Raw genomic sequence first — 26,454 nt, 5'->3', positions numbered from 1 at the left:
CCCGTGATCGCCATCGACTCGCCCGTCCTCGTCGACCTGCTGGCGGACGGCCCGCAGGCCGATGCCGCCGAAGCCTGCCTGCGCCAGTGCCTGGGCGCGGGCACGGTGGTCATCTGCGACGTGGCCCTCGCCGAGGTCTGCGCGGCGCTGCGCGACGGGGCCGAGGCGCTGGGGGTGCTGGAGGAGATGAGCATCCGCTTCAGCGCGCTGGAGGCGAAGTCGGCGCTCCGGGCCGGCGAGATGCAGCGCCGCTACCGGCAGCGCGGCACGGCGGGCTACCGCGCCGCGCCGGACTTCCTGATCGGCGCCCACGCGCTCCTGCAGTGCGACGGCCTCATCACCCGCGACGACGCGTTCTTCCGGGACTACTTCAAGGGACTGAAGCTGATCGTCCCGCGAGCCTGACGTTCCACCCGCAACCCGTTCCATCCATCCTTCGGAGTCATCCATGCTGGAAGCCTATCGCCACCACGTTGCCGAGCGCGCCGCGCTGGGCATCCCGCCGCTGCCGCTCACGGCGGTCCAGACCGCCGATCTCGTCGAGCTGCTCAAGGCGCCGCCGGCGGGCGAGGAGGCGTTCCTGGTCGACCTCATCACCAACCGCGTGCCGGCGGGCGTGGACGATGCGGCCAAGGTCAAGGCGTCCTACCTCGCCGCGGTGGCCTTCGGCACCGAGCAGTGCCCGCTGATCGACCGCGCGCGCGCCACCGAGCTGCTCGGCACCATGCTGGGCGGCTACAACATCCAGCCGCTGATCGACCTTCTCGACGATCCGCAGGTCGGCACCATCGCCGCGCAGGGCCTCAAGACCACCCTGCTGATGTTCGACGCCTTCCACGACGTCAAGGCCAAGGCCGACGCCGGCAATGCGAACGCCCAGGCCGTGCTGAAGAGCTGGGCCGAGGCCGAGTGGTTCACCAGCCGGCCCGAGGTTCCCGAGAGCCTGACCGTCACCGTGTTCAAGGTGCCGGGCGAGACCAACACCGACGACCTGTCGCCGGCGCCCGACGCCACGACGCGCCCGGACATCCCCATGCACGCCCTGGCGATGCTCAAGAACCGGCGCGAGGGCGCGGCGTTCGAGCCCGAGGAGGACGGCAAGCGCGGACCGATCGCCTTCATCGAGTCGCTCAAGGCCAAGGGCCACCCGGTGGCCTACGTCGGCGACGTGGTCGGCACCGGCTCCAGCCGCAAGTCCGCGACCAACTCCGTCCTGTGGTGGACCGGCGAGGACATCCCGTTCATCCCGAACAAGCGCTTCGGCGGCGTCTGCCTGGGCGGCAAGATCGCGCCGATCTTCTACAACACGATGGAGGACGCCGGCGCCCTGCCGATCGAGCTCGACGTGTCGAAGATGGAGATGGGCGACGTCATCGAGCTGCGTCCCTACGAGGGCCGCGCGCTCAGGAACGGCGAGGTGATCGCCGAGTTCCGCGTGAAGTCCGAGGTGCTGTTCGACGAGGTGCGCGCCGGCGGCCGCATCCCGCTCATCATCGGCCGCGGGCTGACCGCCAAGGCGCGCGAGGCGCTCGGCCTGCCGCCGTCGACCCTGTTCCGCCAGCCGCAGCAGCCGGCCGACAGCGGCAAGGGCTTCTCGCTCGCCCAGAAGATGGTCGGCCGCGCCTGCGGCCTGCCGGAAGGGCAGGGCATCCGCCCGGGCACCTACTGCGAGCCGACCATGACCTCCGTGGGCTCGCAGGACACCACCGGCCCGATGACGCGCGACGAGCTGAAGGACCTGGCCTGCCTCGGCTTCTCCGCCGACCTGGTGATGCAGTCGTTCTGCCACACGGCAGCCTATCCGAAGCCGGTGGACGTGAAGACCCACCACACCCTGCCGGAGTTCATCTCCACCCGCGGCGGCATCTCGCTGCGCCCCGGCGACGGCGTGATCCACTCCTGGCTCAACCGCATGCTGCTGCCCGACACCGTGGGCACCGGCGGCGACTCGCACACCCGCTTCCCGATCGGCATCTCGTTCCCGGCCGGCTCCGGCCTGGTCGCCTTCGCGGCCGCGACCGGCGTGATGCCGCTCGACATGCCGGAGAGCGTGCTGGTCCGCTTCAAGGGCCAGATGCAGCCGGGCGTGACCCTGCGCGACCTGGTCAACGCGATCCCGCTGTACGCGATCAAGCAGGGCCTGCTCACCGTCGCCAAGCAGGGCAAGAAGAACGTCTTCTCCGGCCGCATCCTCGAGATCGAGGGCCTGCCCGACCTCAAGGTGGAACAGGCCTTCGAGCTGTCCGACGCCTCGGCCGAGCGCTCCGCCGCCGGCTGCACCGTGCGCCTCGACAAGGCGCCGATCATCGAGTACCTCAACAGCAACATCAGCCTGCTGACCTGGATGATCGCGCAGGGCTACCAGGACGCGCGCAGCCTGCAGCGCCGCATTGACGCCATGAAGGCCTGGCTGGCCGACCCGAAGCTGCTCGAACCCGACGCCGACGCCGAGTACGCGGCGGTGATCGAGATCGACCTGGCCGAGATCGTCGAGCCCATCGTGGCCTGCCCGAACGACCCGGACGACGTGAAGACGCTCTCCGACGTCGCCGGCGCGAAGATCGACGAGGTCTTCATCGGCTCGTGCATGACCAACATCGGCCACTTCCGCGCCGCGTCCAAGCTGCTCGAGGGCAAGCGCGACATCCCGACCAAGCTCTGGGTCGCGCCGCCGACCAAGATGGACGCCGCCGAGCTCACCAAGGAAGGCCACTACGGCACCTTCGGCACCGCCGGCGCGCGCATGGAGATGCCGGGCTGCTCGCTGTGCATGGGCAACCAGGCGCAGGTGAAGGAGGGCGCGACGGTGTTCTCGACCTCGACCCGCAACTTCCCGAACCGCCTCGGTCGCAACTCCAACGTCTACCTGGGGTCGGCCGAGCTCGCGGCGATCTGCTCGCGCCTGGGCCGCATCCCGACGCGCGAGGAGTACATGGCGGACATCGGCGTCATCAACACCCACGGCACCGAGATCTACCGCTACATGAACTTCGACCAGATCGCTGACTACCAGGTCGAGACGGCCGCCGCCGAGGCCTGAGCCCGGCACCGCCGCACGAAAAAGCCCGGCCTCGGCCGGGCTTTTTCATGGTTCAGCACCGTCGGCGCCGACATCGCGCACGGGCATGAAGACACGTGGGAGCGGCTTCAGCCGCGACCCGCGACGGCAGGGTCGGTGCCTGGATGGTCGGGGCCGAAGCCCCTCCTTGTATCTCGAGAGCGTTCGCCAGAGGTGGACAACCCCCGACCGATCATCGGGGGAGAGCCGGGAGCCCCCGCAGGGAGGATCCCCTACGGCGACTGCCTGAGCCAGTCGCGCGCCGCCTGGGCGATGGCGCGCCGCGAGAACAGCACGTCCCAGTAGGTGCCGCCGAGCTGGCGCCACAGCACCGCCGACCGCAGCGCCGCCAGCAGCACCGCGCGGATCTCCGCGACGACCTCCGGCTGGGCGAGATAGGTCGGGTTGCCCTGCACCAGCACGCGGGGGCGCAGGGTGCTGATGTTGGCGGAGTACAGCTCGCCCAGCCGGGCGAGCACGGTCGGGTGCACCGGCCCCCAGTGCTCGCGCTGGCGGTCGATCTCGCGGATGCCGCGGGCGATGGTGTCCATCATCCTCGGCTGGGCGCTGAAGCGCCGCTCCACCTGCAGCACGGTGAACGCCAGGCGCGCCGGCGCCGGATCGGCGCCGCCCTCGATCTGCTGGACGAGCCCGCGCAGGCCGCGGCCCACGCCGCCCGCGCCGCCGTAGACCGCCTCGGGCGTCTCGGCCTCCAGCCGGAACACGCTCTCGATGCTCGCGGTCAGGAAACCGTTCTCCGTCTCGCCCGTGGTGGCCACCTGGCGGACCATGGAGGTCGCCTGCAGCAGGCCCGCCAGCGCCAGCGTGCGGTCGCGCATCGCGGCGCTCATGCGGCCCGCTCCGCGGCGACGGCCGGCGCGTCGGTGCGCAGGATCGTCGCCCCGCCAAGGCACTCGTCGTCGCGGTAGAACACCACCGCCTGCCCGGGCGTCACCGCCCGCTGGGGACGGGCGAAACGCACCGCGAGGCCGCCGTCGTCGCCGACCTCCACCTCGCAGTCCTGGTCGGGCTGGCGGTAGCGGGTCTTGGCCGTGCAGGCGAAGCTGCGGGCCGGGGGCGAACCGGCGGTCCAGTGCGCCGCATCCGCCTCGAGCGCCTGCGAGTGCAGGTAGGGGCTGTCGCTGCCTTGATCCACGTAGAGCACGTTGTTCCTCACGTCCTTGCCGACCACGTACCAGGGAGCGCTGCCGCGGCCACGGATGCCGCCGAGCGCCAGCCCTTCGCGCTGGCCGAGCGTGTAGTACCACGCCCCGGCGTGCTCACCCAGACGGGTGCCGTCGACGGCGCGGATGTCGCCGGCCTGCGCCGGAAGATAGCGGGCGAGGAAGTCGCGGAAATCGCGCTCGCCGATGAAGCAGATGCCCGTGGAGTCCTTCTTGGCATGCACGGGCAGGGCGGCCTCGCGCGCCAGCGCGCGCACCTGGGCCTTGGGAAGGTGACCGATCGGGAACAGGGTGGCGGCCAGCGCCTCCTGTCCGATCTGGTGCAGGAAGTAGCTCTGGTCCTTGTCGGCATCCGCGCCCCGCAGCAGGGCCCAGCGGCCGCCGCGCCGCTCCACCCGGGCGTAGTGCCCCGTCGCGATGCGCTCGGCGCCCAGCGCCCGGGCCTCGTCGAGGAAGGTCCTGAACTTGATCTCGCGGTTGCACAGCACGTCGGGGTTCGGGGTCCGGCCCACCCGGTACTCCTCGACGAAATGGGCGAACACGCCGTCCCAGTACTGGCGCGCGAAATTGCGGACGTGGAACGGGATGCCCAGCCGGCCGCAGACCGCCACCGCGTCGCGGCGGTCGTCCTCGGCGCGGCAGTCGCCGCTGCCGTCGTCCTCCCAGTTCTGCATGAACAGCCCCTCGACCGCAGGGCCGCGGCCGCTGCGCGCGTCCTGCGCCAGCAGCAGGGCGCTGACCGCGGAGTCGACGCCCCCGGACACACCGAGCATGACCGTGCCGCCGGCGCTCACAGCCGCTGCACCGCGGAGAGGGGAAAACGCTGCCCGGCCAGCCAGTCGGCCACGACTCGCCAGACCAGGGGGCTGCGGTGGCGCGCGGCCTCCGCCGCCAGCGCCTGGGGACTCAGCCACAGGGCGCGCTCGACGGGCGCGTCGAGGCGGCGCTCGGGATCGTGGCGCAGCGGGCGGGCCGCGAAGGCCATCCGCAGGAATTCGCGGCCGTCGTCCGGCACCGCCCACTGGTAGGCGCCGACGAAGGCCACGGGCTCGATCTCCCAGCCGGTCTCTTCCAGGGTCTCGCGGCAGACCGCCTGCAGCAGGCTCTCTCCGGCCTCCAGGTGGCCCGCGGGCTGGTTCAGGACCAGCGCGTCGCCGACGCGCTCCTCGACCACCAGCAGCCGACCGTCGCGCACCACGATGGCCGCCACCGTGGTGTCGGGATGCCAGCGGGCGGCGGGGGAGGGCGGGATCACGGGATGAAGCGTTGCGCGGCGGGGGACTCGCAATTGTGCGGACTGACCGCATCCGGAGTCCAATCGCGCACGACGGTCCGCAACGCCCGGCACCTTATACTGGCGCCATGCCGAACCATCGCCCAGACCATCCCGATCACGAGCATGAACACGACCACGGCCTGGCCGTCGACGTGGCCCGGCCGGAGACCGAGCGGCCTCCGCTGTTCCGGGTGATCCTGCTCAACGACGACTACACCCCGATGGACTTCGTGGTGGAGGTCCTGCTGCGGTTCTTCTCCATGAACCGCGAGAAGGCCACGCAGGTGATGCTCCATGTCCACACCCGGGGCAAGGGCGTATGCGGTGTCTACACGCGCGAGGTTGCAGAAACCAAGGTATCGCAGGTGAACGAATACGCCCGGCAACACCAGCATCCGCTGTTGTGCACCATGGAAAAGGCGTAGAAATCACCCCATCTGTGGTGCCATCGCCCCGGAGGCACAGCAATGTTCAGCAAGGATCTCGAGTTCACCATCGGCCAGTGCTACAAGCAGGCGCGCGAGGCCCGTCATGAGTTCATGACGGTCGAGCACCTGCTCCTGGCATTGATCGAGAATCCCTCGGCCGCCGCCGTCCTCAAGGCCTGCGGCGCCGACCCGGTCCGCCTGGCGGCGGACCTGACCCAGGTCATCGGGGACACGGTGCCCGTCCTGCCGGGCGACGACGATCGCGACACCCAGCCGACGCTGGGCTTCCAGCGCGTGCTCCAGCGCGCGGTCTACCACGTGCAGTCGTCCGGCCGGAAGGAAGTCACCGGCGCCAACGTCCTGGTCGCCATCTTCGGCGAGAAGGACTCGCACGCGGTCTACTTCCTCAACCAGCAGGACGTCACCCGGCTCGACGCGGTGAACTACCTCTCGCACGGCGTGGCCAAGCTCGAGAGCGAATCGGCGCGGCCCGAGGACGCCTCCCAGGAAGGCGGCCGCGAGGCCGAGCGCGGGGAGGACGGCAAGGCCGGCAACCCGCTGCAGGAGTACGCCAGCAACCTCAACGAGGCCGCGCGCGAGGGTCGCATCGACCCGCTGATCGGCCGCGACGAGGAGATCGAGCGCACCATCCAGGTGCTGTGCCGCCGCCGCAAGAACAATCCGCTCTACGTCGGCGAGGCCGGCGTGGGCAAGACCGCCCTGGCCGAGGGCCTGGCCAAGCGCATCGTCGAGGGCGACGTGCCCGACGTGCTGCTGGAGACCACGATCTACTCGCTGGACCTGGGCGCGCTCGTGGCCGGCACCAAGTACCGCGGCGACTTCGAGAAGCGCCTGAAGGGCGTGCTCAACCAGCTCAAGAAGGAGCCGAACGCCGTCCTGTTCATCGACGAGATCCACACCATCATCGGTGCGGGCTCCGCGTCGGGCGGCACCATGGACGCCTCCAACCTGATCAAGCCCGTCCTGCAGAACGGCGAGCTGCGCTGCATCGGCTCGACCACCTTCCAGGAGTACCGCGGCATCTTCGAGAAGGACCGCGCGCTCGCGCGCCGCTTCCAGAAGATCGACGTGGTCGAGCCCTCGATCGCCGACGCCTTCGCCATCCTCAAGGGGCTGAAGACCAAGTTCGAGGCGCACCACGCGGTCGAGTACGCGACCGACGCCCTGCAGGCCGCGGTGGACCTGTCGGTCAAGCACATCGGCGACCGCCTGCTGCCCGACAAGGCCATCGACGTGATCGACGAGGCCGGCGCCCGCCAGCGCCTGCTGCCGGACGAGCAGCGCAAGCAGGTCATCGACGTCGAGGAGATCGAGCTGATCGTCGCCAAGATGGCGCGGATCCCGACCAAGCAGGTCTCGGCGTCCGACAAGGACGTGCTGCAGAACCTCGAGCGCAACCTCAAGATGGTCATCTTCGGCCAGGATCCGGCGATCGAGACGCTGGCCTCGGCGATCAAGATGGCGCGCTCCGGCCTGGGCAACCCGGACAAGCCGATCGGCAGCTTCCTGTTCGCCGGCCCGACCGGCGTGGGCAAGACCGAGGTGACCAAGCAGCTGGCCATGCAGCTCGGCATCGAGTTCGTGCGCTTCGACATGTCGGAGTACATGGAGCCGCATTCGGTCAGCCGCCTGATCGGCGCACCTCCCGGCTACGTCGGCTTCGACCAGGGCGGCCTGCTGACCGAGAAGATCGTCAAGACGCCGCACTGCGTGCTGCTGCTCGACGAGGTCGAGAAGGCGCACCCGGACATCTTCAACATCCTGCTGCAGGTCATGGACCGCGGCGTGCTGACCGACACCAACGGGCGCGAGGCGAACTTCAAGAACGTCATCCTCGTGCTCACGACGAACGCGGGCGCCAGCCAGGCCTCGCGGCGGTCGATCGGCTTCACCCGCCAGGATCACTCGACCGACGCGATGGAGGTCCTGCGCCGGAGCTTCACGCCGGAGTTCCGCAACCGCCTGGACGCCATCATCCAGTTCAAGCCGCTGGGGATGGAGCACATCCTCCGGGTCGTGGACAAGTTCATCATCGAGCTGGACTCGCAGCTCGGCGAAAAGCGCGTCGCCCTCACGGTCTCCCCGGACGCGCGGACCTGGCTCGCCGAGAACGGCTTCGACGAGCAGATGGGCGCACGCCCGATGGCGCGGGTCATCCAGGAGCGCATCAAGCGCCCGCTGGCGGACGAGCTGCTGTTCGGCAAGCTGGTGTCGGGCGGCCGGGTCAGCGTCGACGTCGTCGACGGCGAACTCCGGGTCGAGGCCTTCGCCGAACCCGAGCGCCTGCTGCCGGCCACGGTGGACTGAGGCCGACGGACGGACGGGCACACGAAAACGGCGGCCATGGGCCGCCGTTTTCTCGTGCGTTCGTTCCGGATCCCGCGCCGCGAGGCGCCGGAGCGCGTCACTTCATGCGGTAGGTGATGCGGCCCTTGGTGAGGTCGTAGGGCGTCATCTCCACCTTGACCTTGTCGCCGGTCAGGATGCGGATGTAGTTCTTGCGCATGCGCCCGGAGATGTGCGCGGTGATCACGTGCCCGTTCTCGAGCTTTACCCGGAACATGGTGTTCGGCAGGGTCTCCTGGACCACGCCTTCCAGTTCGATGGAATCGTCTTTCGACATGCCGCCTCGGTGTCGTCGGCAGCGCGGAAGGCGCCGCACGTGAGAAAGTCGCGCATTATGCCATGGATGCCGGCGGAGAAAAAGAAGCAATCCGCAACGGCTAGGCGCGGCGCCCCAGCGCGGAGGCAGGGAAGGGCGCCACCCGCCAGGCGCCGGCCTCGGCCGGCAGCGCGACGAGCCGCGCCACCTCGGCGAGGAAGGCCGGCCGCGCCATGGACTGCGCTCCCAGCGAACGCAGGTGCGGGTTCTCCACCTGGGCGTCGATCAGCGGCCAGCCCCAGCCGCGCATCAGCTGCGCCAGGGCGTACAGGGCGGCCTTGGAGCCGCCGGACACGCCGCTGAACATGCTCTCGCCGAAGAACATGCGCCCGATGGCCACGCCGTAGATGCCGCCGACGAGGCGGTCCGCGGCGAAGACCTCCACCGAATGTGCGTGCCCGAGGCGGTGCAGCCGGCCGTAGGCGTCCGCCATCTCCGGCGTGATCCACGTCCCGCTCTGGCCGGCGCGGGGCGCCTGCGCGCAGGCGACGACAACGGCGTCGAAGGCGGTATCGGCACGGATCTCCCAGTCGCAGCCGCGGAGGCTGCGGGCGAAGCGCGAGGGCGGACGGAGCGCGTTCGTCCGGAACACCGTGCGGGGGTCCGGGCTCCACCAGAGGATGGGCTCGCCCGGCGAGTACCAGGGGAAGATGCCGTGCCGGTAGGCATCGAGCAGCCGGCCGGGGTGCAGGTCGCCGCCGACCGCCAGCAGGCCGTCGGGCTCGCGCAGCGCGTGGCGAGGATCGGGGAAGCCGCCCTCCGGGTCAGCAGGCAGGATCGGCAGCCGCATCGTCGGTCCGGAAGGGCGAATGCCGCGCCGCGAGGTCGCGATAGCCGGCGATGGACGCCAGCTCCGCCTCGCACCAGGCGCCGATGGCCGTCTCGAACTCGGGGTCGAAGATCCGGTGGCGGCTGTGGGTGAGCACGGGCAGGAAGCCGCGCGCCAGCTTGTGCTCGCCCTGCGCGCCGGGTTCGAAGCGCGCGAGCCCGGCGCGCAGGCAGTAGTCGATGCCCTGGTAGTAGCAGGTCTCGAAGTGCAGTCCCGGGCTGGTCTCCTCGGCGCCCCAGTAGCGGCCGTAGAGCGTGTCGCGGCCGCGCAGGCACAGCGCGCCCGCCACGATCCCGTCCCCGCGCTCCGCCAGGACCAGCACCAGCGCCTCCGGCATCGCCTGAGCCAGGTGCTCGAAGAAGGCGAGGGTGAGGGCCGGGGAGTTGCCGTATTCGGCGAAGGTGCGCAGGTAGAGCGCGTGCATCCGCGCCAGGTCGCCCTCGCGCAGGCCGTGCCCGTCCACCACGCGGAAGCGATAGCCCGCCGCGGCGACGCGCCCGCGCTCCTGGCGGATGTTCTTGCGCTTCTTGTGGCTCAGCGCGCCGAGGAAGTCGTCGAAGTCCCGCCAGCCGCCGGCGTTGCGCCACTGGAACTGCACGTCGCTGCGCGCCAGCCAGGGCGCCCCGAGCGTCGCCGCCTCGTTCTCGGGCAGGAAGTTCAGGTGGAGCGACGAGAGCCCCAGCGCCCGCGCGTGCGCCGCCATGCCCTCGACCAGTGCCTGCCGTGCCTCCGGCGTGGCGGCCAGCAGGCGCGGCCCGGTCGCCGGCGTGTAGGGCACGCCGACCAGCCACTTCGGGTAGTAGTCGAGGCCGGCCCGTTCGTAGGCGTTGGCCCAGGCGAAGTCGAACACGAACTCGCCGTGGGAGTTGGCCTTGAGATAGGCCGGCGCCGCGGCGACGAGGTCCTCTCCGTCCCAGAGCGTGGCGTGGTGCGCACGCCAGCCCCAGCTCGGGCGCAGGCAGCCGGTCTCCTCGAGTCCGGCGAGGAAGGCATGGCGCACGAAGGGGTTGCCCCCGTCGTGCAGGGCGTCCCAGGCCGCCGCCGGAACGGCGTCGAGGGCGCGGACGACCCGGAACGTGGTCATGGCCGGAACCGGGGCCGCGCACCGGGCGCGGCCCGCCGCCTCAGGTGTCCAGGGTGTCCAGGAAGCGCTCCGCGTCCAGCGCCGCCATGCAGCCGAAGCCCGCCGAGGTGATGGCCTGGCGGTACACCTGGTCGGCCACGTCGCCGGCGGCGAACACGCCGGGGACGCTGGTCGCCGTCGCTTCGCCGGCGAGGCCGGTGCGGATGGTGATGTAGCCGTTGTTCATCGCGAGCTGGCCGTCGAACAGGCTGGTGTTCGGCGTGTGCCCGATCGCCACGAAGAAGCCCTGAACGGCGATCTCGCGGGTGCTGTCGTCGGCGGTGCTGCGCAGGCGCATGCCGGTGACGCCGGCGTCGTTGCCCAGCACCTCGTCCACGGTGTGGTTCCAGACGAGCTCGACCTTCCCGGCCTGGGCCTTGGCGAACAGCTTGTCCTGCATGATCTTCTCGGCACGCAGGCTGTCGCGGCGGTGCACGAGGTACACCTTGCGGCAGATGTTGGAGAGGTAGAGCGCCTCCTCCACGGCGGTGTTGCCGCCGCCGATCACCGCCACGTCCTGGTCGCGGAAGAAGAACCCGTCGCAGGTCGCGCAGGCCGAGACGCCGCGGCCCTTGTAGGCCTCTTCCGAGGGCAGGCCCAGGTACTTCGCCGAGGCGCCGGTGGCGATGATCAGGGCATCGGCGGTGTACTCGCCGCTGTCGCCCTTGAGCACGAAGGGCCGCCGCGAGAGGTCGGCGGTGTGGACGTGGTCGAAGATCACCTCGGTGTCGAAGCGCTCAGCGTGCGCCTGCATGCGCATCATGAGTTCGGGCCCCTGCACGCCCTGCGCGTCGCCCGGCCAGTTGTCCACGTCCGTGGTCGTCATCAGCTGGCCGCCCTGCTGGAGCCCGGTCACCACGACCGGCTTGAGGTTGGCGCGGGCCGCGTAGACGGCGGCGGTCCAGCCGGCGGGGCCGGAACCGAGGATGAGGACACGGCAGTGCTTGGGGGCGCTCATGTATATAATCGACCAGGCAGTTTCGGGAGTGGGTTCGGCCGCGTCGCGGTGCCTCGCAGAGGGGCGCTCCGCAGCGCGAAGGTCGTTCAGCATGGGGGGCGGCGCCGGTCGAATCAAGGCGCGAACGCTCCGTCCCGCACCGCCAGCCAGCGCCGCCATCGCGGCGTTTTTTCGTATCCGAACCAAGCATTCTGGAGCAGTCCATGCGCATCGGTATCCCGCGCGAAACCAAGACCCTCGAAGGCCGCGTCGCCCTCGTTCCCGCCGCCTGCGGCGATCTCGTCCGTCGTGGCCACGAGGTCTGGATCGAGACGCAGGCCGGCATCAAGAGCGGCTTCTCCGACGAGCAGTACGCGGCGGTCGGCGTCAGGATCGCTCCCGACGCGGCGGCCCTGTACGAAAAGGGCGAGATGATCGTCAAGGTCAAGGAGCCGATCGCCGGCGACCTGCAGCACCTGCGCAAGGACCACCTGCTGTTCTGCTACCTGCACCTGGCCGCGGAGCCCGCGCTGACCCGCAGCCTGCTCGACATCGGCCTGACCGGCGTCGCCTTCGAGACGGTCGAGCTGGACAACGGCGACCTGCCGCTGCTGGCGCCGATGTCGATCATCGCCGGCCGCATCGGCGTCCAGGTCGGCACCCATCTCCTGCACCAGCCCATGGGCGGCAAGGGCAAGCTGCTCGGCGGCCTGCCGTCGACCGAGCGCGGCAAGGTGGTGGTGTTCGGCGCGGGCATGGCCGGCGGCAACTCCGCCCAGCTCGCCGCATCGGGCGGCGCGAACGTGGTGGTGTTCGAGAAGCGCCAGGACCGCATGGCGCAGATGATGGCGCTGGGCGCCAACGTCACTGCGCTGTACCCCTACGAGGACGTGGTGGCCCGCGAGCTCGCGACGGCCGACATCGTCGTCGGCGCCGTGCTGGTGACCGGCGCGCGCGCGCCGCACGTCGTCACCCGGCAGATGGTCGCGGACATGCAGCCCGGCTCCATCCTCGTCGACATCTCGGTCGACCAGGGCGGCTGCTTCGAGACCACCCGCCCCACGACCTGGAAGGAACCGACCTACGTGGAGGAGGGCGTGACCCACTTCGCCGTCACCAACATGCCGGGCGCGGTCCCGCAGACCAGCTCGCAGGCCATCTGCGCCGCGATCCTGCCCTGGGTGGACAAGCTCGCCACCGGCGACTGGCGCGGCAACCAGGCCCTGGTGCGGGGCGTGAACGTCGAGGGCGGCAAGCTGGTGCATCCGGCCCTGCAGGGCATGGATGTCTGAGGCTATTCCCAGTAGCATCAAGCACTAAGGAAGCGATCCTAAGGCCTGTCATTACGTGGCGAGAGCAAGCGCACAGCGATCGAACCCAGGCGACGCCCGTCGCCAGAAGCTGATCCGTGAACTGGTGCTGGTCGCACTGGCGCCCATCCTCCTGTACCTGCTGGCCAGCCTGGTCACGCATTCCGTCAACGACCCGGGCTGGTCGCGGGCGGGAAGCGTGACCGGGCAGATCGACAACTTCGGCGGCGTGGCAGGCGCCTACATCGCCGACATCGCTTTCTATTTCTGTGGTTACGTCGCATACCTCCTGCCGTTTCTCATGGGCGGGCTGGCCTGGATCGCGCTGTTCGGCGTGAAGCCGGCCCCGGAGGGCCATGCCGACCTCGGCCCGGCCCTGCGGCTGGTCGGCATCGTGGCGCTGCTGGTCTCGGCCTGCGGGCTTGCGCACCTGCGCATCGGCGGCGCGGAGGCCCTGCCGGCCGGCAGCGGCGGCATCCTCGGCCATGCGGTCGGGCGCGGCATCGGCCGCCTGTTCGGCACGATGGGGGCCAACCTGTTCCTGTTCGCGCTGTTCATGGTCTCGGTGACCCTGGCGACCGGCCTCTCCTGGCTGTCGCTGATGGACCGCATCGGCAAGGGCGTGCTCTCGCTGGGCGCGCTGTTCAACCGCGAGGTCAAGGAGGTCGGGGAGCGCCAGCGCGCACGCGCGTTGCGCGAGGAGCGCGAGGAGGTGCGCAAGGCCGAGAGCCGCAAGCGCGCCGAGCGCGAGCCCATCCGCATCGAGCCGCCGCCCGCGCCTGTGGTCGAGAAGAGCGAGCGCGCCAAGCGCGAGCAGCAGATGCCGCTGTTCAACGCCTCGGGGGAGGGCGGGCTGCCCGCCTTGTCCCTGCTGGACGACCCCAAGCCCCAGCCGCCCGGCTACAGCGCCGAGACGCTGGAGACGCTTTCGCGGCAGATCGAGTTCAAGCTCAAGGACTTCCGCATCGAAGTTCAGGTGGTGGGTGCGTACCCGGGCCCGGTCATCACCCGCTTCGAGATGGAGCCCGCCCCGGGGGTCAAGGGCGCGCAGATCAACTCCCTGGACAAGGACATCGCCCGCGGCCTGTCGGTGAAGTCGGTGCGCGTGGTGGACGTGATCCCCGGCAAGTCGGTGATCGGCCTGGAGATCCCGAACACCAAGCGGGAGATGATCTACCTCTCCGAGCTGCTCCGCTCCAAGGAGTACGACCGCTCGCCGAGCGTGCTCACCATCGCGCTGGGCAAGGACATCGGCGGCCGCCCCACGGTGGCGGACCTGGCCAAGATGCCGCACCTCCTGGTCGCCGGCACCACCGGCTCGGGCAAGTCGGTCGGCGTGAACGCCATGGTGCTGAGCCTGCTGTACAAGGCGACGCCTCAGGACGTGCGCATGCTCATGATCGACCCGAAGATGCTCGAGCTCTCGGTCTACCAGGGCATCCCGCACCTGCTGGCGCCGGTCGTCACCGACATGAAGGAGGCCGCCAACGGCCTGCGCTGGTGCGTGGCCGAGATGGAGCGCCGCTACAAGCTCATGAGCGCCGTGGGCGTCCGCAACCTGGCCGGCTTCAACAAGAAGGTGAAGGAAGCCCAGGACGCCGGCCAGCCGCTCATGGATCCGCTGTTCAAGCCGAACCCGGAGCTGGACGAGGCGCCGCGGCCGCTGGAGACGCTGCCCTTCATCGTCGTCTTCATCGACGAGTTCGCCGACATGATGATGATCGTCGGCAAGAAGGTGGAGGAGCTGATCGCCCGCCTGGCGCAGAAGGCCCGCGCCGCCGGCATCCACCTGATCCTGGCGACGCAGCGCCCGTCGGTGGACGTCATCACCGGCCTCATCAAGGCCAACATCCCGACCCGCATCGCCTTCCAGGTCAGCTCCAAGATCGACTCGCGCACCATCCTCGACCAGTCCGGCGCCGAGACCCTGCTGGGCCACGGCGACATGCTCTACCTGCCGCCCGGCACGGCCATGCCCGAGCGCGTGCACGGCGCCTTCGTCAGCGACGAGGAGGTGCATCGGGTGGTCGAGTTTCTCAAGCAGTCGGGCGGCGGCCCCGACTACATCGAGGGCGTGCTCGAGGAGGTGCAGAGCATGGGCGACGGCACCGTCATCGGCCCGACCGGCCTGCCCGAAGCGGGCGGCGGGGGTGGCGGCGACGAGTCCGACCCGCTCTACGACGAGGCGGTGAAGATCGTCACCGAAACGCGCCGCGCCTCCATTTCCGGCGTGCAGCGCCGCCTCAAGATCGGCTACAACCGCGCGGCGCGCCTGATCGAGGCGATGGAGCAGGCCGGCGTGGTCAGCCCGCCCGAGCACAACGGCGACCGCAGCGTCCTCGCGCCGCCGCCGCCCAAGCACTAGGCCGGGCTGAACGCGCCGCGGCGACCTCGTCCGCACGTTCAGCTTGCGCATCCGACACTGCGCCGCATCCGTCCAGGACGCCATCACGATGAGCCCGATCCGCACCGCTGCCGCTTCCCTCGTTCTGCTGGCCGGCTTCGCCGGCGCCGCCGTCGCCCAGGAGGCGCGCGCGCGGCTCGACGCCTTCACCCGTGGCATCACCGGGCTGGAGGGACAGTTCACCCAGCGCGTGTTCGATCCCGACGGCCGCCTCACCGAGGAGTCGCGCGGCAAGGTGGCGCTCAAGGTGCCGCGCCAGTTCCGCTGGGAGTACGCGCAGCCGTTTCCGCAGCTGATCGTCGCCGACGGCGACCAGGTGTGGATCTACGACCCCGACCTGGAGCAGGTCACCGTGCGCCGCCAGAGCTACGAGGAGCAGCAGAGCCCGCTGGCCGCGCTGATCGATCCGGGCGAGCTGGACCGGCAGTTCCGCGTGAGCGAGGCCCCGGAGGCCGACGCGCTGAGCTGGCTGGTCCTCGAGCCGAAGCAGGCCGACAGCGCGCAGTTCCGCGAGGCGCGCCTGGGCTTCGACGCGAGCGGGCTGGCGCGGATGTCCGTCGAGGACACCCTGGGCCAGAAGACCGAGATCGCCTTCCAGGGCTGGCGGCGCGATCCCGCGTTCGCCGCGGACGCCTTCCGTTTCGACCCGCCCCCCGGCGTGGAAGTGGTGGGCGAGCAGGTGGAGTCGGCCGAAGTGACGCCGCTGCGCTGAAAAGGCCGGAGCGCGCCGGGCGCGGCGTCGACCCGCGGTCGGCGTCGTGGTGGCGATGTCCGGTCGCGGCTGAAGCCGCTCCCACAGTGCATCGCCCTTGTCACGATCCATGGCCACGCCCGCACCGCCGGGCTGGCCGCAACCTCCTGCCGCGGGGGCGCGTGATGCAGGAGCGGCTTCGGCCGCGCCCCAGGGACACGGGGCAGGGCAGCGCGCCGGCGTAGAATCCGTCCAGTGAAGAAGACCGCGCCCGACGCTCCCCAGCTTCCGTTCGCGCCCGACGCCGGCCAGCTCGCCCTGAAGCCGCTTGCCGAGCGCATGCGCCCGCGCTCGCTCGACGAGATGGTCGGCCAGCAGCGCCTGCTCGCGCCGGGCAGCGCCCTGCGTCGCGCCGTCGCCAGCGGTCGCCTGCACTCGATGATCCTGTGGGGTCCCCCGGGCTGCGGCAAGACCACGCTGGCGTTGCTGGTCGCCGAGTACGCCGAGGCGGAGTTCCGTGCGATCTCGGCCGTGCTCTCGGGCCTGCCCGACGTGCGCAAGGTGCTGGCGGAGGCCGACGCGCGCTTCCAGGCCGGGCACCGCACCGTGCTGTTCGTGGACGAGGTGCACCGCTTCAACAAGGTGCAGCAGGACGCCTTCCTCCCGCACATCGAGAAGGGCTCGATCCTCTTCGTCGGCGCCACGACCGAGAACCCGTCCTTCGAACTCAACTCCGCGCTGCTGTCGCGCTGCCGCGTCCATGTGCTGGAGGCCGTGGACGCCGACGACATCGTCGCCGCCCTGAAGGCGGCGCTGGCCGATACCGAACGCGGGCTCGGCGGCCGCGGCCTCGCCGTCGACGACGACCTGCTGGGGATGATCGCCCGTGCCGCCGACGGCGACGTGCGGCGTGCGCTCACCCTGCTCGAGATCGCGGCCGAACTCGCCGAAGGGGAGGGTGGGACGGTGACGCCGGCGACGCTCGAGCAGGTGCTGGCCGACCGTACGCGGCGCTTCGACAAGGGCGGGGAGCAGTTCTACGACCAGATCTCGGCGCTGCACAAATCCGTGCGCAGTTCGAACCCCGACGCCGCCCTGTACTGGCTGGCGCGCATGCTCGACGGCGGCTGCGACCCGGCCTACCTGGCGCGGCGGCTGACGCGCATGGCGGTCGAGGACGTCGGCCTGGCGGATCCGCGCGCGCTGCAGATGGCCATCGAGGCCTGGGAGACCTTCGACCGCCTCGGTAGCCCCGAAGGCGATCTCGCGCTGGCGCAGCTCACCATCTACCTCGCGAGCACGGCCAAGTCGAACGCCGGCTACATGGCCTGGAACAAGGCGCGCGCGGACGTGCGCGAGCACGGCACGCAGCCGGTACCCATGCACCTGCGCAACGCGCCCACCCGGCTCATGAAGGAGCTCGGCTACGGCGAGCGCTACCAGTACGACCACGATGCCGAGGGCGGGGTGGCGCTGGACCAGACGGGCTTTCCCGACGCCATGGGCGAACGCGAGTACTACCGGCCGGTGGAGCGGGGCATGGAGATCCGGCTCAAGGAGAAGCTCGACGCGCTCCGCGCCGCGCGCGAGGAAGCCCGCCGCGGCCGCGGCTAGCCGCGTTCCCGGCGCGTCACGTCCAGACGCCGAAGCGTTCCCGCATGTAGGCGATGCAGCGCTGGTTCGCGCCGTCGCGATCGACGCCTTCGATGACCGCGTCGTAGAGCGAATCGACGTCGTCGGCACGGGACGGCGCCGGAAGCTCCATTCCGGCCGGCAGCCAGATCGGAACGCCGCGGGCCGCCAGCATCCCGGACAGCCAGTAGTCGTCCACCGCCCACAGCACCTCGGGGATGTCGAAGGCTGTCGCGTCGAAGAAGTGCGGGCGCACCACCGCGCCGCCCAGGCCCTGCAGCACGTCCACGTAGCCCGCTTCCGCGACCGGCCTGCGCATCGCCCGGGGGACGTCCTGGCCGAGCAGGCGCGTGCGGACGCGCTGGCGCAGTTTGCGCATCAGGTAGTCGGCGTCGAATCCCCGCGCACGCCGCGCCTGCGGCCGACGCAGGGCGGTACGGGCGCCGACCGGTCCGATGGACTTGCCGACCAGGGCGACGGCCTCGTCGGGACGGGCCGCCTGCTCGTCGAAGAGCCTCGCCGCCCAGCCAGGCGCGAAGAGCTTGTCGTCGTCGCAGAAGAGGATCCGGGCGTCGGTTCCGCGGAACTCGCGCACGGCGAAGAGCACCTTCGAGGCGGGCCCGAGATCGTCGTCGATGCGGACGACGTCGACGCCCGCAGGCACCGCCGGCGCACGGCCGTCGTAGTCCGGAAAGCGGCGATAGCGGCGCGGCACGTAGAGACGGACGGCATCCACCCGGGGCCGCTGGCGGAGCAGGCTGTCCAGCGTCGCGTCCAGCAGGCCGAAGCGCGGCGGGATGGTCGAGAGCGAGATGATGCGCACTGCGCGCAGCCTCCGGATCGCATCCCGCGGCCGGCCCGCGGGAAGAAGATGAAGAAGGAAGCGCGACGGCCGTTGCGGCCGCGTGATGCGGGGCAGGGCGGGGCGACGGACGGGCAGCTGCCGACGGCCCGTTCGCACCGCCACACCGACACTCCAGGATCGCGTAGCATGCCGCGCCCCGCACGCTGGGCGTGCACGAGAGACAGACGAGGAAGACGAAGGTGAGCACGACGACGGAACCCACGGTGGTCATCGTGGGCGCAGGACAGGCCGGAGCGGAATGCGCGATCGCGTTGCGCCAGCAGGGCTTCGATGGCCGCATCGTGCTGCTGGGCGACGAGGGCCATCTGCCGTACCGCCGTCCGCCGCTGTCCAAGGCCTTCCTCTCGGGCAAGAGCAGCCAGGACGCCCTGTACATCAAGTCCGAGTCGGCCTGGGACGACCTCGCCATCGACTGCCGGCCCGACATCGGCGTCGAGGCCATCGACCGCGGGAGCCGCACGCTGCACCTGTTCGACGGCACCCGCATCGCCTACGACAAGCTCGTGCTGGCGACCGGCGGCCGCACCCGCACGCTGTCGGTGCCGGGCGCGGAGCACCCGAACGTGTTCTGCATCCGCACCATCGACGATGTCCTCGCACTGCAGGAGGAATTCGTGCCCGGGCGCCGGCTGGTGATCGTCGGTGGCGGCTACATCGGGCTCGAAGTCGCGGCCGTGGCCGTCGAGAAGGGTCTGGCCACGACCGTCGTCGAGGCCGAGGCGCGCGTGCTGCCGCGCGTCGGCTGCGACCTGCTGTGCGACTTCTTCGCCGAGGCGCACCGGCGGCGCGGCGTCGAACTCCGCCTCGGCACCGGCGTGCACGCCTTTGAAGGCGAAGAGCGGGCGGAGGCCGTCGTGCTCGCCGACGGCACGCGTCTGCCGGCCGACCTGGTCGTCGTCGGCATCGGCATCGTCCCGAACACCGAACTCGCCGCCGCCGCCGGCCTGGACGTGTCCGACGGCATCGTGGTCGACGCCCAGACGCGCACGTCCGATCCCGACATCCACGCCATCGGCGACTGCAGCTACCACGCGAACGCCTTCTACGGCCGCAGCATGCGGCTGGAGTCCGTGCCCAACGCCATGGAGCAGGGACGTGTGGCCGCCGCCGTGCTCGCCGGCAAGCCCGCCGAACACCGCGCCGTGCCGTGGTTCTGGTCCGATCAGTACGACCTCAAGCTGCAGATGGTCGGCCTGGCCCGGGACGCCGAGCGCCAGGTGCTCCGCGGCAGCCCGGAGGACGGGGCCTTCATGGTGTTCCACATGGCCGGCGACCGCGCGATCGCGGCCGATGCGGTCAACCGGCCGCAGGAGTTCGCGCTGGCCCGGCGTCTCGTCGGCGAGCGGATTCCCGTGCAGGACGCGCAGCTTGCCGATACCGCGGTGGCGCTGAAGGACCTTCTGGCCCGCTGAGCCCGACGCCGCCGCTCCCGTTCCGCTGCCGCGCCTGCCCGCGCACCGCAGCGGCACCGGCCCAGGCGTCGCCATCCGTCGGCGCCGACGCCGGCGGATCCACCTGCGCGAACGCCCAGACGACCGCCAGCACGCCCAGTACGAGCGCCAGGCAGGCGAAGCCGATCAGCAGAAGGAGCAAGGCGTGCATCCGCGTCCCCAAGCGCAGGTGAGGCCGGATCGGAACATACCCGCGTCGGACCGCGTCCGCCAGCGCGCGGATGTGTAGACCGGCGGGGAGGGACCGGCCCCGGACCTCTACTTGAAGTCACAGGGCAACTTCCCCGCGCAAGGCACTGTTTCTTGGCCGAGGGAGGCGACTGTGCCATGACTCGGTGCCAGAAGGACGGCTTCCGGCATCATGATCCTGCTCTTCCCGGGACGAGCCCCGGGCGCGTCCCATGTACTCGGCCGCGGCTGCTGAACCCCGGAAGGATCGAGGGATCCGACCGAAATCATCCATTCGGTGCCCTTACAGCCATGACCTCCTTCTCCAAGCGTATCCGTCCCTACGTCGATGCAGAGCTCGCTGCAGCATCTGATGCCGAGCGCACAGGCAACTCCAGCGCTGCGTTCGCGCACCTCGAGCGCGCACATGTCCTGGGCCAGGCGTCGACGCTGCACCATGTGCGCGTCCACTGGCGCATGCTCATCTGGGGATGCCGTCGTCGATCCGTCCGTGAGTGCCTCGGCCAGGTCCTCCGGCTGGCTGGAGCGGCCACCAAAACGGCGATCGGACTCGTGCCCGCGGGGAACACGGGCGGATCCAACGTCCATCCGTTCAAGCGGATGTCGATCCCCCCGGATCTGCGCCTCTTGATCGAGGAGGCGCGCTCGCCCCAGCCATGAGAGTTCACAGCCGGCGTTCGGCGCCTCCTGCGGCCGGCTCACCGAATTTTACATAATATGTATTATGCGAAGTTCATGACGTGGCTGCGCAGCTTGTTCCGCGAAACCGACCGAGCCTTGATCTGCGCCGCGCCAGCCTACGCCGCATGATGATCGGACGCGAGGCGCCGCCGTGCTGGGACCACAGCGCGCGGCGCCAGAACCCATGCGCGCAACACTACCGGGACTGGTGGATCCACGGCCACGGCCGGCTCGGCGGCATGTGGTACGGCTGGCGGCTGGCCGGACGCTGGCTCGTCAGCCCGGACGGCGTGAGGACTTCCGCCGAGGGTCTGCGCGCATGGTTGGCGTCCCGTCATGCACTGGGTCAGGCCCCTCGATGTCGATGGCGCTGACCGACCGAGATCGCACGACCGAGCGGCGCCCCGGTCGTGAGCGCTCGACGAACGACGAGAGCCCAACGGCGGCCACCCCGGCGAACCCGAGAACGACCGCGAGCACGTTGCCCTGAAGGGCGGCGTAGCCGGTGCCGATCATCAGGCCGACACCGAACAAGAACGGTCCCTGCTTCATGATGCCCTACTCCACATGCTGGCCCCCTGCCAGCAACGACAGTCTAGCGAAGAGCATGTGGGGGCCGACGGCCCCCACGCCCCCACTCCCAACGGCAGAACAGCGGAACGGCATGAGTCGCCCTGGCGACTCACCAAGCTCGCCAGCGTGAGGGGCAACGCGGCCGGTCATTTGCTCCGGGAGACGGGACGTCTCCCTCCACAAACGCCGGCGATCAACGGGCAGCCGGCCGAGGGGAAAAGCGGGGGTCTCCGGGTGGCGGCTGGGGAGCCAAGGAGCGTTGGGGCTCAATGAGCGCAGGCCGGGAGGCGTGCTCCGGCCGAGGCTCCAGATCAAGAGCGTCTCCGCCAGTGGTCCGGAGACAGGGCTGGAAGCGTGCAGCGGCCGCTGGCGGCGGCCGGGGTGCGGTGCGAAGGCTGGGGAATTACGTGAGGCTCACTCTGAACGAGTGATCGAGCCAATGCGGTCCGCGAGGGCTGCGATGCGCTCAGCCATGCCCTTGCGCTTCGCGGACAACAGCACAGCCTCAACGTCGCAAAGAAGCCGGAAATCCTCGGCAGTGACCGTGATCCGGCGCGAGCCATAGCCGGCACGCTGGCGGTCGCGGTACGCCGCAGCACGCTCGGTCGCCGTCATCGCCCTGCCATGCTTGGGCGGACGGCCACGCTTGCGCTGCAGCGGCATTTCGAGCGTTCCGGGGTCGAGGGTGTCGCGTGCCATGTCGTGTCCTCCTGCAGGAAACCATTATATCGTGAGTCTCACACATTTAATGCGCCGTTCGTCGGCTCAACATTTCGTGAGACTTACGTTAGAAGGACGGTTCCCGAGCACGACTGACCTGCCCGGGAGCCATGGTGACCGGCACGCCACGGTAGTGATCCCCTACCCTTGGCGGCCCTGCACGGCCCGCTGACGGCGAGGCAATGCTGTAGGGCACTTCTCGAAACCTCCCTCCCCCTTGCAGCCCGTGAGCCGGCATGATGGCGCCCATGAGCACCCCGCGCATCAAGCCCTCGTCCTTCTGGCGCTCTCAGCCTGGCGCTGACCTGTTCGTGCAAGACCAACGCCAAGCCAAGCTCGGCGGCTTCATCGCCAACCTGGCAGCAATGGACGAACTGATCGACTTCGCGGCCATTGCCGCCCGGGTCGACACCGCCTGCCCTCGCGCTGACCGTAGCAAAGGCGGGCGCCCGCCGTACCCCACCGAGGTGATGGTGCGGCTGCTGTTCATCCAGTCGCTGTACAACCTCAGCGACGAGGACTGCGAGTACCAGGTGCTGGACCGCATGAGCTTCCAGCACTTCTGCCGCCTGGACGGAGCACTGCACATCCCCGATGCGCGCACGCTGTGGAGTTTCAAGCAGCGCTTGGCCCAAGGCGGTCTGGGCGGCCGCGCCATCTTCGAGGCGGTGAGCCTGCAGTTGCAGCAGCACGGCTACATCCCGCGCGGCGGGCAGATCGTGGATGCCAGCATCGTGCAGGCACCGGTGACCCAGGCGAACAAGGACGAGCGCGAAGCGCTCAACGAAGGCCGCAGGCCCGAGGGCTGGAGTGCCAAGCGGCTGCAGCACACCGACCGCGACGCGCGCTGGACCAAGAAGCACGGCAAGAGCTTCTACGGCTACAAGGTGCACGCCAACGCGGACGCGCGCTACAAGCTGATCCGCCAGGCGAAGGTCACGCCGGCCAACGCCGACGACGGCCAGACGCTCAAGGAGGTGCTGGACCGCGCCAACACCGGCGCGCGGCTGCTGGCCGACCGAGGCTACGACGCGCAGACCAACCGGGAGTTGCTGCAGGCCCACGGGCTGCGGGACGGCATCGCGCGGCGTGCGAAGCCCGGGCAGGAGCGGCGCGTGCGACTGGACGCGCGCAACAAGGCGATCAACCGCGTCCGCGCCAGAGGCGAACATGTGTTCGCCGGCCTCGAGCAGTTGGGCGGCAAGTGCGTGCGGGCGATGACGCTGGCGAGAAACGAACTGGCGATCCTGCTGAAGTGCGCGGCGTACAACGCCAAGCGGCTGGTCTGGCTGGTGCGCCATGACCCGTGCGGGTGTGCGCGATGAAGGCAGAGGTGCGCCCGCTGCAGCCTGCAAACGCAGTTTTGCAGGGCCTCGGGCGCCCGCCAAGGCTGCGATGACGGGGCCTGAGCGGCACCGAGAACCCCGAACTGAACGACGCGAGCGCCCTCATGCCGGTTCAGCCTTCGGAAATGGGGTTATGCGAAGTGCCCTGTAGGGCTCCGAGTACCCCGCATCGGCGCGCTGCGCCGTGTGGGACTGCTGCGGCGGCTTGAACGGGTTGTAGGTGCCTTCGCGAGCGATGACGCGGCACGTCGCGTCCTCAACGTGGTAGCGGGTGCCCTGCTCCGTGATGCAGCGGCAGGTCTCGGCCGTACTCATGCAGAAGACCTGCGGCATCGAGACAACCGGGAAGTTGTCGTACGCCGGAGCGCTCCACGGATGACCGGGAACACGGGGCGTGAGCCACTCGGCATAGTCCGACTGCCGCAGCGACGGCGGCGGGCCGCCGGTCAACGCCCCCGCGAGCACCCCTCCTTGCGTCGGGTCACTCGCGCGGTCGCTGCCCGCCGTCGACGTGTCCTGGCCACGGTATCGGTCAATCCGCGCGTCCCACCGATGCTGCATGTAGTACACGAGGCCGCCCAGCACAGCCAGCGCGAGCATCAACCACCACGCCCACATCGGGAGGCGGTGACGCTTGGTGTCCACCGTCGTGGACTTGTAGAGCTTGAACACCGACGCCGGCCGCTTCCACGGCTTGGAATCGTCGCAGCGCGCCTTGTCCGGATTGGTCTCGATGCGCGGCCAGCGCCGCAGCCGACACATCCCCTTGAACTTCTCCACGACGTGCGTGTGCTCATGCACCAGCGGCTTCAAGAACGAATGCAGCTGGCCGTGGCCCTGCGAGATCAGGACGAAATCGAAACCGCGATGCCGGTGGCGCGCCATGAATTCGATATGGGGCGGAATCGCCTTGCCGGCGTTCGTCGCCGGAAAATCCGCGTAGCACTCGTCAAGCAGAATCACCGCACCGTCCGGGATGTACGGCTCTGTGCCCTCGTAGTCGGGTGGCACCGCCACACCGGCCGGCGTCAGACGATTCTCGGGCCACGCGCCTGCAGGAGCGTGATACCAGCGGGTCACGTCCTCAATAGGACGAAAACCCGTCGCAGCGTAGTCCAGACCCGGCACGCCAGCGGCATAAATCGTGCGGCCGGCCTTCTGCAAGTCGAGGCAGTAGGTAATCGCGAAGGCGGTCTTGCCGGCACCGGGCTGACCGGTAATCAGGTAGATCATGCGTCCGGCCCCAGCTTGGACAGCACAACGCGCTTCGCGGCCGCAGCCGTCATCGCGCTGAACACCATCGTGATGCAGACATCGACACCGAGAGCGCCCAGCTGATTCAGCGTCCACGCCGACATGCCAGACGTGTAGCTGCGCACGAGATTCATGAACGCCGGCATCGCGAACGTGTGCACGGCGAGCCCAACGCCGAACGCCAACAGGACCTGCCCGACAAGCGACGGCAGATACTTCGTGAGAAACGCCAGCAGCGCCGGCCAGATCGCAGCGAGGATTGGCATATCAACGCCTCAGGATATAGATCGACGGGAGAAGGCCGAAAAACAGAATCACGATGGGACGCAATAGAGCGATGTAGTCGCACCAAAGCGACCCGGCAGCGGAGAAATCCAGCGAGCCCAACCGCTGCAACGCGACGGACGGCGGAGCGATGCACGAATTACCCACGAAGCCGGACGTGTCGAGCAGCTCGGGACCAATGGTTACCTCAGACGTGCCGACACCCGCCCCGCTCGCTTCCATCGCCGTTGCATGCTCTACGGCGTTCGCGTTCGCAGAATCCGCCGCCTCAGCACGGCACCGCGCCAACTTGGCTTCGCGCACCGACGCGCACAGGATGGGGTCGCCATTGCACACGTCGTCGAGACCGCAACCGGTGCCGCTGAACTCGCCCTGCTCGCCGCCGCCGAGGCCTTCGAGCGCGTCCCGGATGCCGTCGAGCTTGCCGCCGAGCACATTGGTCTGGCCCGCGATGGCACTTGTAATTTGTGAGCCTTGCGAATTGATCGCGGCTACGGTCTGCTGACCCCGCGTGTTGATGCTGTTGTCGATCTTGTCCAGGCGAGAATGCACGCCCGACAGATCGACATCATTGCCGCCACCGGGCTCACCGGGCTCACCCGGTTCTCCGGGCTCTCCGGGCTCTCCGGGCTCTCCGGGCTCACCCGGCTCTCCGGGCTCGGGCTCTTCTGGCGGGTCTGGGTCGGACGGCGAAACGGGCGGCGGCGCATCGTCGGTCGTGCACGTCGCGCCAGTCGGCAGCGCGTTGAAGCCGCCTGTACCGCCATCGACCCACACATCCATCATGCAACCGTTGTCGCACACGAGCCCCGTGCCGTTTGAGGTCGGCGCGGAGATATCGAAACGCTCGGGGCGCATCGAGCACACGCCGGTCTTGGGATAAATGTGGAACGGGTCGCGGCCATCGAAAAAACCACACGAGACAACCGCGCCGTAATTGGGCGAGTAGACACGACAAAAATAGCGATCATGGCTGCCATCGTGCGTCTCCCTAGTGCAGTGCTGCGATGTCGCACTAGGGATGCTGGCCGCCATCGCAACGCAACCCGCGTAAGCTGACCCCTCGTCGGGGTAGTACGCAGCGCGAGCGGTGCCCCAACCGATAAGGCCGAGCATTACGACGACACACACGCGAACTAGCACGCGCACCACGACGCGCTCACCGATCCGCGCAATCAGTCGTCGAGAGCGAGCCAGCATGCGCCGAGCACTCCAAGCAGAAACCAGTAGCCGAGGTAGTCCATAGAGACGAAGGGGAGGGTTGCCCCTCCCCTCCCCTTCTTCAGCTCGCCGAGCGCTTGGCCGACTTGATGAGGAAGATGATGGCGACGACCGCCAGGACAGCACCGCCGATGATGAGCAGCTCCGACTTGGCGCCATCCGCCTCGCTGGTGAACGCCTCGCCGAGGCTCTGCGCGAACGCCGGCGACATCGAGGCGCCGAACACCGTGACGGCGGCGGCGCCCTTGTAGCCGAGGTTCCGGATCGAATCGCGCGCCTGCATCACGCGGGACTGGATGTTGTTGCGGTTCATG

Annotated in this window: 25 protein-coding genes; 11 read left to right on the top strand and 14 right to left on the bottom strand. The window is 69.7% G+C overall.

Annotated elements, in window-relative coordinates; all coding sequences use genetic code 11:
* Positions 1 to 3 precede the first annotated feature (3 nt).
* Positions 4 to 405, top strand: coding sequence for a type II toxin-antitoxin system VapC family toxin (locus tag ACFO3Q_RS14035; protein WP_377005360.1), 402 nt, complete (start codon positions 4 to 6; stop codon positions 403 to 405).
* A 43-nt stretch (positions 406 to 448) separates the two neighbouring features.
* Positions 449 to 3,040, top strand: a complete 2,592-nt coding sequence (acnB, locus tag ACFO3Q_RS14030) for a bifunctional aconitate hydratase 2/2-methylisocitrate dehydratase (protein ID WP_377005359.1) — start codon at positions 449 to 451, stop codon at positions 3,038 to 3,040.
* Between the two features lie 251 nt (positions 3,041 to 3,291).
* On the opposite strand, the gene hflD is transcribed toward acnB, so the two are convergent.
* Genes hflD through ACFO3Q_RS14015 form a run of 3 tightly spaced genes read right to left on the bottom strand, consistent with a single transcriptional unit; the run spans position 3,292 to position 5,497 of the window.
* Positions 3,292 to 3,909, bottom strand: coding sequence for a high frequency lysogenization protein HflD (hflD, locus tag ACFO3Q_RS14025; RefSeq protein WP_377005358.1), 618 nt, complete (start codon positions 3,907 to 3,909; stop codon positions 3,292 to 3,294).
* Positions 3,906 to 5,015: a tRNA 2-thiouridine(34) synthase MnmA gene (mnmA, locus tag ACFO3Q_RS14020; protein WP_377005357.1), complete on the bottom strand. Its 1,110-nt coding sequence runs from the start codon at positions 5,013 to 5,015 to the stop codon at positions 3,906 to 3,908. Before mnmA ends, hflD begins: the two co-directional genes overlap by 4 nt.
* A 17-nt stretch (positions 5,016 to 5,032) precedes the next feature.
* Entirely contained in the window at positions 5,033 to 5,497 is a 465-nt protein-coding gene (locus ACFO3Q_RS14015) for an NUDIX hydrolase (protein ID WP_377005356.1), read from the bottom strand.
* Between the two features lie 107 nt (positions 5,498 to 5,604).
* Between ACFO3Q_RS14015 and clpS the strand changes: the two genes are divergently transcribed.
* Entirely contained in the window at positions 5,605 to 5,943 is a 339-nt protein-coding gene (gene clpS / locus ACFO3Q_RS14010; protein WP_377005354.1) for an ATP-dependent Clp protease adapter ClpS, read from the top strand.
* A gap of 42 nt (positions 5,944 to 5,985) precedes the next feature.
* A complete protein-coding gene (gene clpA, locus ACFO3Q_RS14005; protein ID WP_377005353.1) occupies positions 5,986 to 8,274 on the top strand; it encodes an ATP-dependent Clp protease ATP-binding subunit ClpA in 2,289 nt (762 codons plus the stop codon).
* A 97-nt stretch (positions 8,275 to 8,371) separates the two neighbouring features.
* Here clpA and infA read toward each other — a convergent pair whose 3' ends face one another.
* The 4 genes from infA to trxB all read right to left on the bottom strand — a co-directional run bounded on the left by infA (position 8,372) and on the right by trxB (position 11,539).
* A complete protein-coding gene (gene infA / locus ACFO3Q_RS14000; RefSeq protein WP_377005352.1) occupies positions 8,372 to 8,590 on the bottom strand; it encodes a translation initiation factor IF-1 in 219 nt (72 codons plus the stop codon).
* Between the two features lie 100 nt (positions 8,591 to 8,690).
* Entirely contained in the window at positions 8,691 to 9,419 is a 729-nt protein-coding gene (gene aat / locus ACFO3Q_RS13995; protein ID WP_377005351.1) for a leucyl/phenylalanyl-tRNA--protein transferase, read from the bottom strand.
* On the bottom strand, positions 9,394 to 10,542 hold the full coding sequence (locus ACFO3Q_RS13990; protein WP_377005350.1) for a GNAT family N-acetyltransferase: 1,149 nt from the start codon (positions 10,540 to 10,542) through the stop codon (positions 9,394 to 9,396). Before ACFO3Q_RS13990 ends, aat begins: the two co-directional genes overlap by 26 nt.
* Before the next feature lie 40 nt (positions 10,543 to 10,582).
* On the bottom strand, positions 10,583 to 11,539 hold the full coding sequence (trxB, locus tag ACFO3Q_RS13985) for a thioredoxin-disulfide reductase (RefSeq protein ID WP_377005349.1): 957 nt from the start codon (positions 11,537 to 11,539) through the stop codon (positions 10,583 to 10,585).
* Positions 11,540 to 11,742: 203 nt separating this feature from the next.
* Here trxB and ACFO3Q_RS13980 point away from each other — a divergent pair, with 203 nt between their 5' ends.
* From ACFO3Q_RS13980 to ACFO3Q_RS13965, 4 genes are all read left to right on the top strand, one after another.
* Entirely contained in the window at positions 11,743 to 12,810 is a 1,068-nt protein-coding gene (locus ACFO3Q_RS13980) for an alanine dehydrogenase (protein WP_377005348.1), read from the top strand.
* A 55-nt stretch (positions 12,811 to 12,865) separates the two neighbouring features.
* Positions 12,866 to 15,193, top strand: a complete 2,328-nt coding sequence (locus ACFO3Q_RS13975; RefSeq protein ID WP_377005347.1) for a DNA translocase FtsK — start codon at positions 12,866 to 12,868, stop codon at positions 15,191 to 15,193.
* 88 nt (positions 15,194 to 15,281) lie between these two features.
* On the top strand, positions 15,282 to 15,944 hold the full coding sequence (lolA, locus tag ACFO3Q_RS13970) for an outer membrane lipoprotein periplasmic chaperone LolA (RefSeq protein ID WP_377005346.1): 663 nt from the start codon (positions 15,282 to 15,284) through the stop codon (positions 15,942 to 15,944).
* Between the two features lie 318 nt (positions 15,945 to 16,262).
* Entirely contained in the window at positions 16,263 to 17,537 is a 1,275-nt protein-coding gene (locus ACFO3Q_RS13965) for a replication-associated recombination protein A (protein WP_377005375.1), read from the top strand.
* Between the two features lie 16 nt (positions 17,538 to 17,553).
* Here ACFO3Q_RS13965 and ACFO3Q_RS13960 read toward each other — a convergent pair whose 3' ends face one another.
* On the bottom strand, positions 17,554 to 18,378 hold the full coding sequence (locus ACFO3Q_RS13960; RefSeq protein ID WP_377005345.1) for a glycosyltransferase family protein: 825 nt from the start codon (positions 18,376 to 18,378) through the stop codon (positions 17,554 to 17,556).
* Between the two features lie 221 nt (positions 18,379 to 18,599).
* Between ACFO3Q_RS13960 and ACFO3Q_RS13955 the strand changes: the two genes are divergently transcribed.
* On the top strand, positions 18,600 to 19,832 hold the full coding sequence (locus tag ACFO3Q_RS13955) for an NAD(P)/FAD-dependent oxidoreductase (RefSeq protein WP_377005344.1): 1,233 nt from the start codon (positions 18,600 to 18,602) through the stop codon (positions 19,830 to 19,832).
* 519 nt (positions 19,833 to 20,351) lie between these two features.
* On the top strand, positions 20,352 to 20,720 hold the full coding sequence (locus ACFO3Q_RS13950; RefSeq protein WP_377005343.1) for a DUF3703 domain-containing protein: 369 nt from the start codon (positions 20,352 to 20,354) through the stop codon (positions 20,718 to 20,720).
* A 297-nt stretch (positions 20,721 to 21,017) separates the two neighbouring features.
* Here ACFO3Q_RS13950 and ACFO3Q_RS13945 read toward each other — a convergent pair whose 3' ends face one another.
* Both ACFO3Q_RS13945 and ACFO3Q_RS13940 read right to left on the bottom strand, forming a co-directional pair.
* Complete coding sequence (locus tag ACFO3Q_RS13945; protein WP_377005342.1) at positions 21,018 to 21,293, bottom strand: hypothetical protein; 276 nt, start codon at positions 21,291 to 21,293, stop codon at positions 21,018 to 21,020.
* 435 nt (positions 21,294 to 21,728) lie between these two features.
* Complete coding sequence (locus ACFO3Q_RS13940) at positions 21,729 to 22,013, bottom strand: hypothetical protein (RefSeq protein ID WP_377005341.1); 285 nt, start codon at positions 22,011 to 22,013, stop codon at positions 21,729 to 21,731.
* A 269-nt stretch (positions 22,014 to 22,282) separates the two neighbouring features.
* On the opposite strand from ACFO3Q_RS13940, the gene ACFO3Q_RS13935 reads away from it, so the two are divergent.
* The gene (locus tag ACFO3Q_RS13935) at positions 22,283 to 23,359 is read left to right on the top strand and encodes an IS5 family transposase (protein ID WP_377005340.1); all 1,077 of its coding nucleotides are present in this window, start codon (positions 22,283 to 22,285) and stop codon (positions 23,357 to 23,359) included.
* A 123-nt stretch (positions 23,360 to 23,482) separates the two neighbouring features.
* Here the strand turns inward: ACFO3Q_RS13935 and ACFO3Q_RS13930 are convergent, their stop codons facing one another.
* The 4 genes from ACFO3Q_RS13930 to ACFO3Q_RS13915 form a co-directional block, all read right to left on the bottom strand.
* Positions 23,483 to 24,613, bottom strand: a complete 1,131-nt coding sequence (locus ACFO3Q_RS13930; RefSeq protein ID WP_377005339.1) for a zonular occludens toxin domain-containing protein — start codon at positions 24,611 to 24,613, stop codon at positions 23,483 to 23,485.
* Complete coding sequence (locus ACFO3Q_RS13925) at positions 24,610 to 24,900, bottom strand: DUF2523 family protein (protein WP_377005338.1); 291 nt, start codon at positions 24,898 to 24,900, stop codon at positions 24,610 to 24,612. The genes ACFO3Q_RS13930 and ACFO3Q_RS13925 overlap by 4 nt, the downstream gene beginning before the upstream one ends.
* Position 24,901: 1 nt before the next feature.
* Positions 24,902 to 25,954 (bottom strand): hypothetical protein, encoded by a 1,053-nt coding sequence (locus ACFO3Q_RS13920; RefSeq protein ID WP_377005337.1) that lies wholly within the window; start codon positions 25,952 to 25,954, stop codon positions 24,902 to 24,904.
* Between the two features lie 247 nt (positions 25,955 to 26,201).
* On the bottom strand, positions 26,202 to 26,453 hold the full coding sequence (locus tag ACFO3Q_RS13915; protein ID WP_377005336.1) for a hypothetical protein: 252 nt from the start codon (positions 26,451 to 26,453) through the stop codon (positions 26,202 to 26,204).
* Between the last annotated feature and the right edge of the window lies 1 nt (position 26,454).

The organism is Coralloluteibacterium thermophilum, from assembly GCF_042654365.1.
Lineage (GTDB): Bacteria > Pseudomonadota > Gammaproteobacteria > Xanthomonadales > Xanthomonadaceae > Coralloluteibacterium > Coralloluteibacterium thermophilum.
The sequence above is the reverse complement of the archived record's forward strand: the minus strand, read 5'-3'. Positions and strand labels throughout refer to the sequence as shown.

Coding starts and splice junctions, on each gene's coding strand:
- ACFO3Q_RS13915 (WP_377005336.1), bottom strand. CDS start 26,453: ATGAACCGCAACAACATCCAGTCCCGCGTGATGCAGGCGCGCGATTCG.
- ACFO3Q_RS13930 (WP_377005339.1), bottom strand. CDS start 24,613: ATGATCTACCTGATTACCGGTCAGCCCGGTGCCGGCAAGACCGCCTTC.
- lolA (WP_377005346.1), top strand. CDS start 15,282: ATGAGCCCGATCCGCACCGCTGCCGCTTCCCTCGTTCTGCTGGCCGGC.
- clpS (WP_377005354.1), top strand. CDS start 5,605: ATGCCGAACCATCGCCCAGACCATCCCGATCACGAGCATGAACACGAC.
- ACFO3Q_RS13980 (WP_377005348.1), top strand. CDS start 11,743: ATGCGCATCGGTATCCCGCGCGAAACCAAGACCCTCGAAGGCCGCGTC.
- infA (WP_377005352.1), bottom strand. CDS start 8,590: ATGTCGAAAGACGATTCCATCGAACTGGAAGGCGTGGTCCAGGAGACC.
- clpA (WP_377005353.1), top strand. CDS start 5,986: ATGTTCAGCAAGGATCTCGAGTTCACCATCGGCCAGTGCTACAAGCAG.
- ACFO3Q_RS13920 (WP_377005337.1), bottom strand. CDS start 25,954: ATGGCGGCCAGCATCCCTAGTGCGACATCGCAGCACTGCACTAGGGAG.
- ACFO3Q_RS13940 (WP_377005341.1), bottom strand. CDS start 22,013: ATGGCACGCGACACCCTCGACCCCGGAACGCTCGAAATGCCGCTGCAG.
- hflD (WP_377005358.1), bottom strand. CDS start 3,909: ATGAGCGCCGCGATGCGCGACCGCACGCTGGCGCTGGCGGGCCTGCTG.
- trxB (WP_377005349.1), bottom strand. CDS start 11,539: ATGAGCGCCCCCAAGCACTGCCGTGTCCTCATCCTCGGTTCCGGCCCC.
- mnmA (WP_377005357.1), bottom strand. CDS start 5,015: ATGCTCGGTGTGTCCGGGGGCGTCGACTCCGCGGTCAGCGCCCTGCTG.
- acnB (WP_377005359.1), top strand. CDS start 449: ATGCTGGAAGCCTATCGCCACCACGTTGCCGAGCGCGCCGCGCTGGGC.
- ACFO3Q_RS13945 (WP_377005342.1), bottom strand. CDS start 21,293: ATGAAGCAGGGACCGTTCTTGTTCGGTGTCGGCCTGATGATCGGCACC.
- ACFO3Q_RS13990 (WP_377005350.1), bottom strand. CDS start 10,542: ATGACCACGTTCCGGGTCGTCCGCGCCCTCGACGCCGTTCCGGCGGCG.
- ACFO3Q_RS13925 (WP_377005338.1), bottom strand. CDS start 24,900: ATGCCAATCCTCGCTGCGATCTGGCCGGCGCTGCTGGCGTTTCTCACG.
- ACFO3Q_RS13965 (WP_377005375.1), top strand. CDS start 16,263: ATGCGCCCGCGCTCGCTCGACGAGATGGTCGGCCAGCAGCGCCTGCTC.
- ACFO3Q_RS13950 (WP_377005343.1), top strand. CDS start 20,352: ATGACCTCCTTCTCCAAGCGTATCCGTCCCTACGTCGATGCAGAGCTC.
- ACFO3Q_RS13935 (WP_377005340.1), top strand. CDS start 22,283: ATGAGCACCCCGCGCATCAAGCCCTCGTCCTTCTGGCGCTCTCAGCCT.
- aat (WP_377005351.1), bottom strand. CDS start 9,419: ATGCGGCTGCCGATCCTGCCTGCTGACCCGGAGGGCGGCTTCCCCGAT.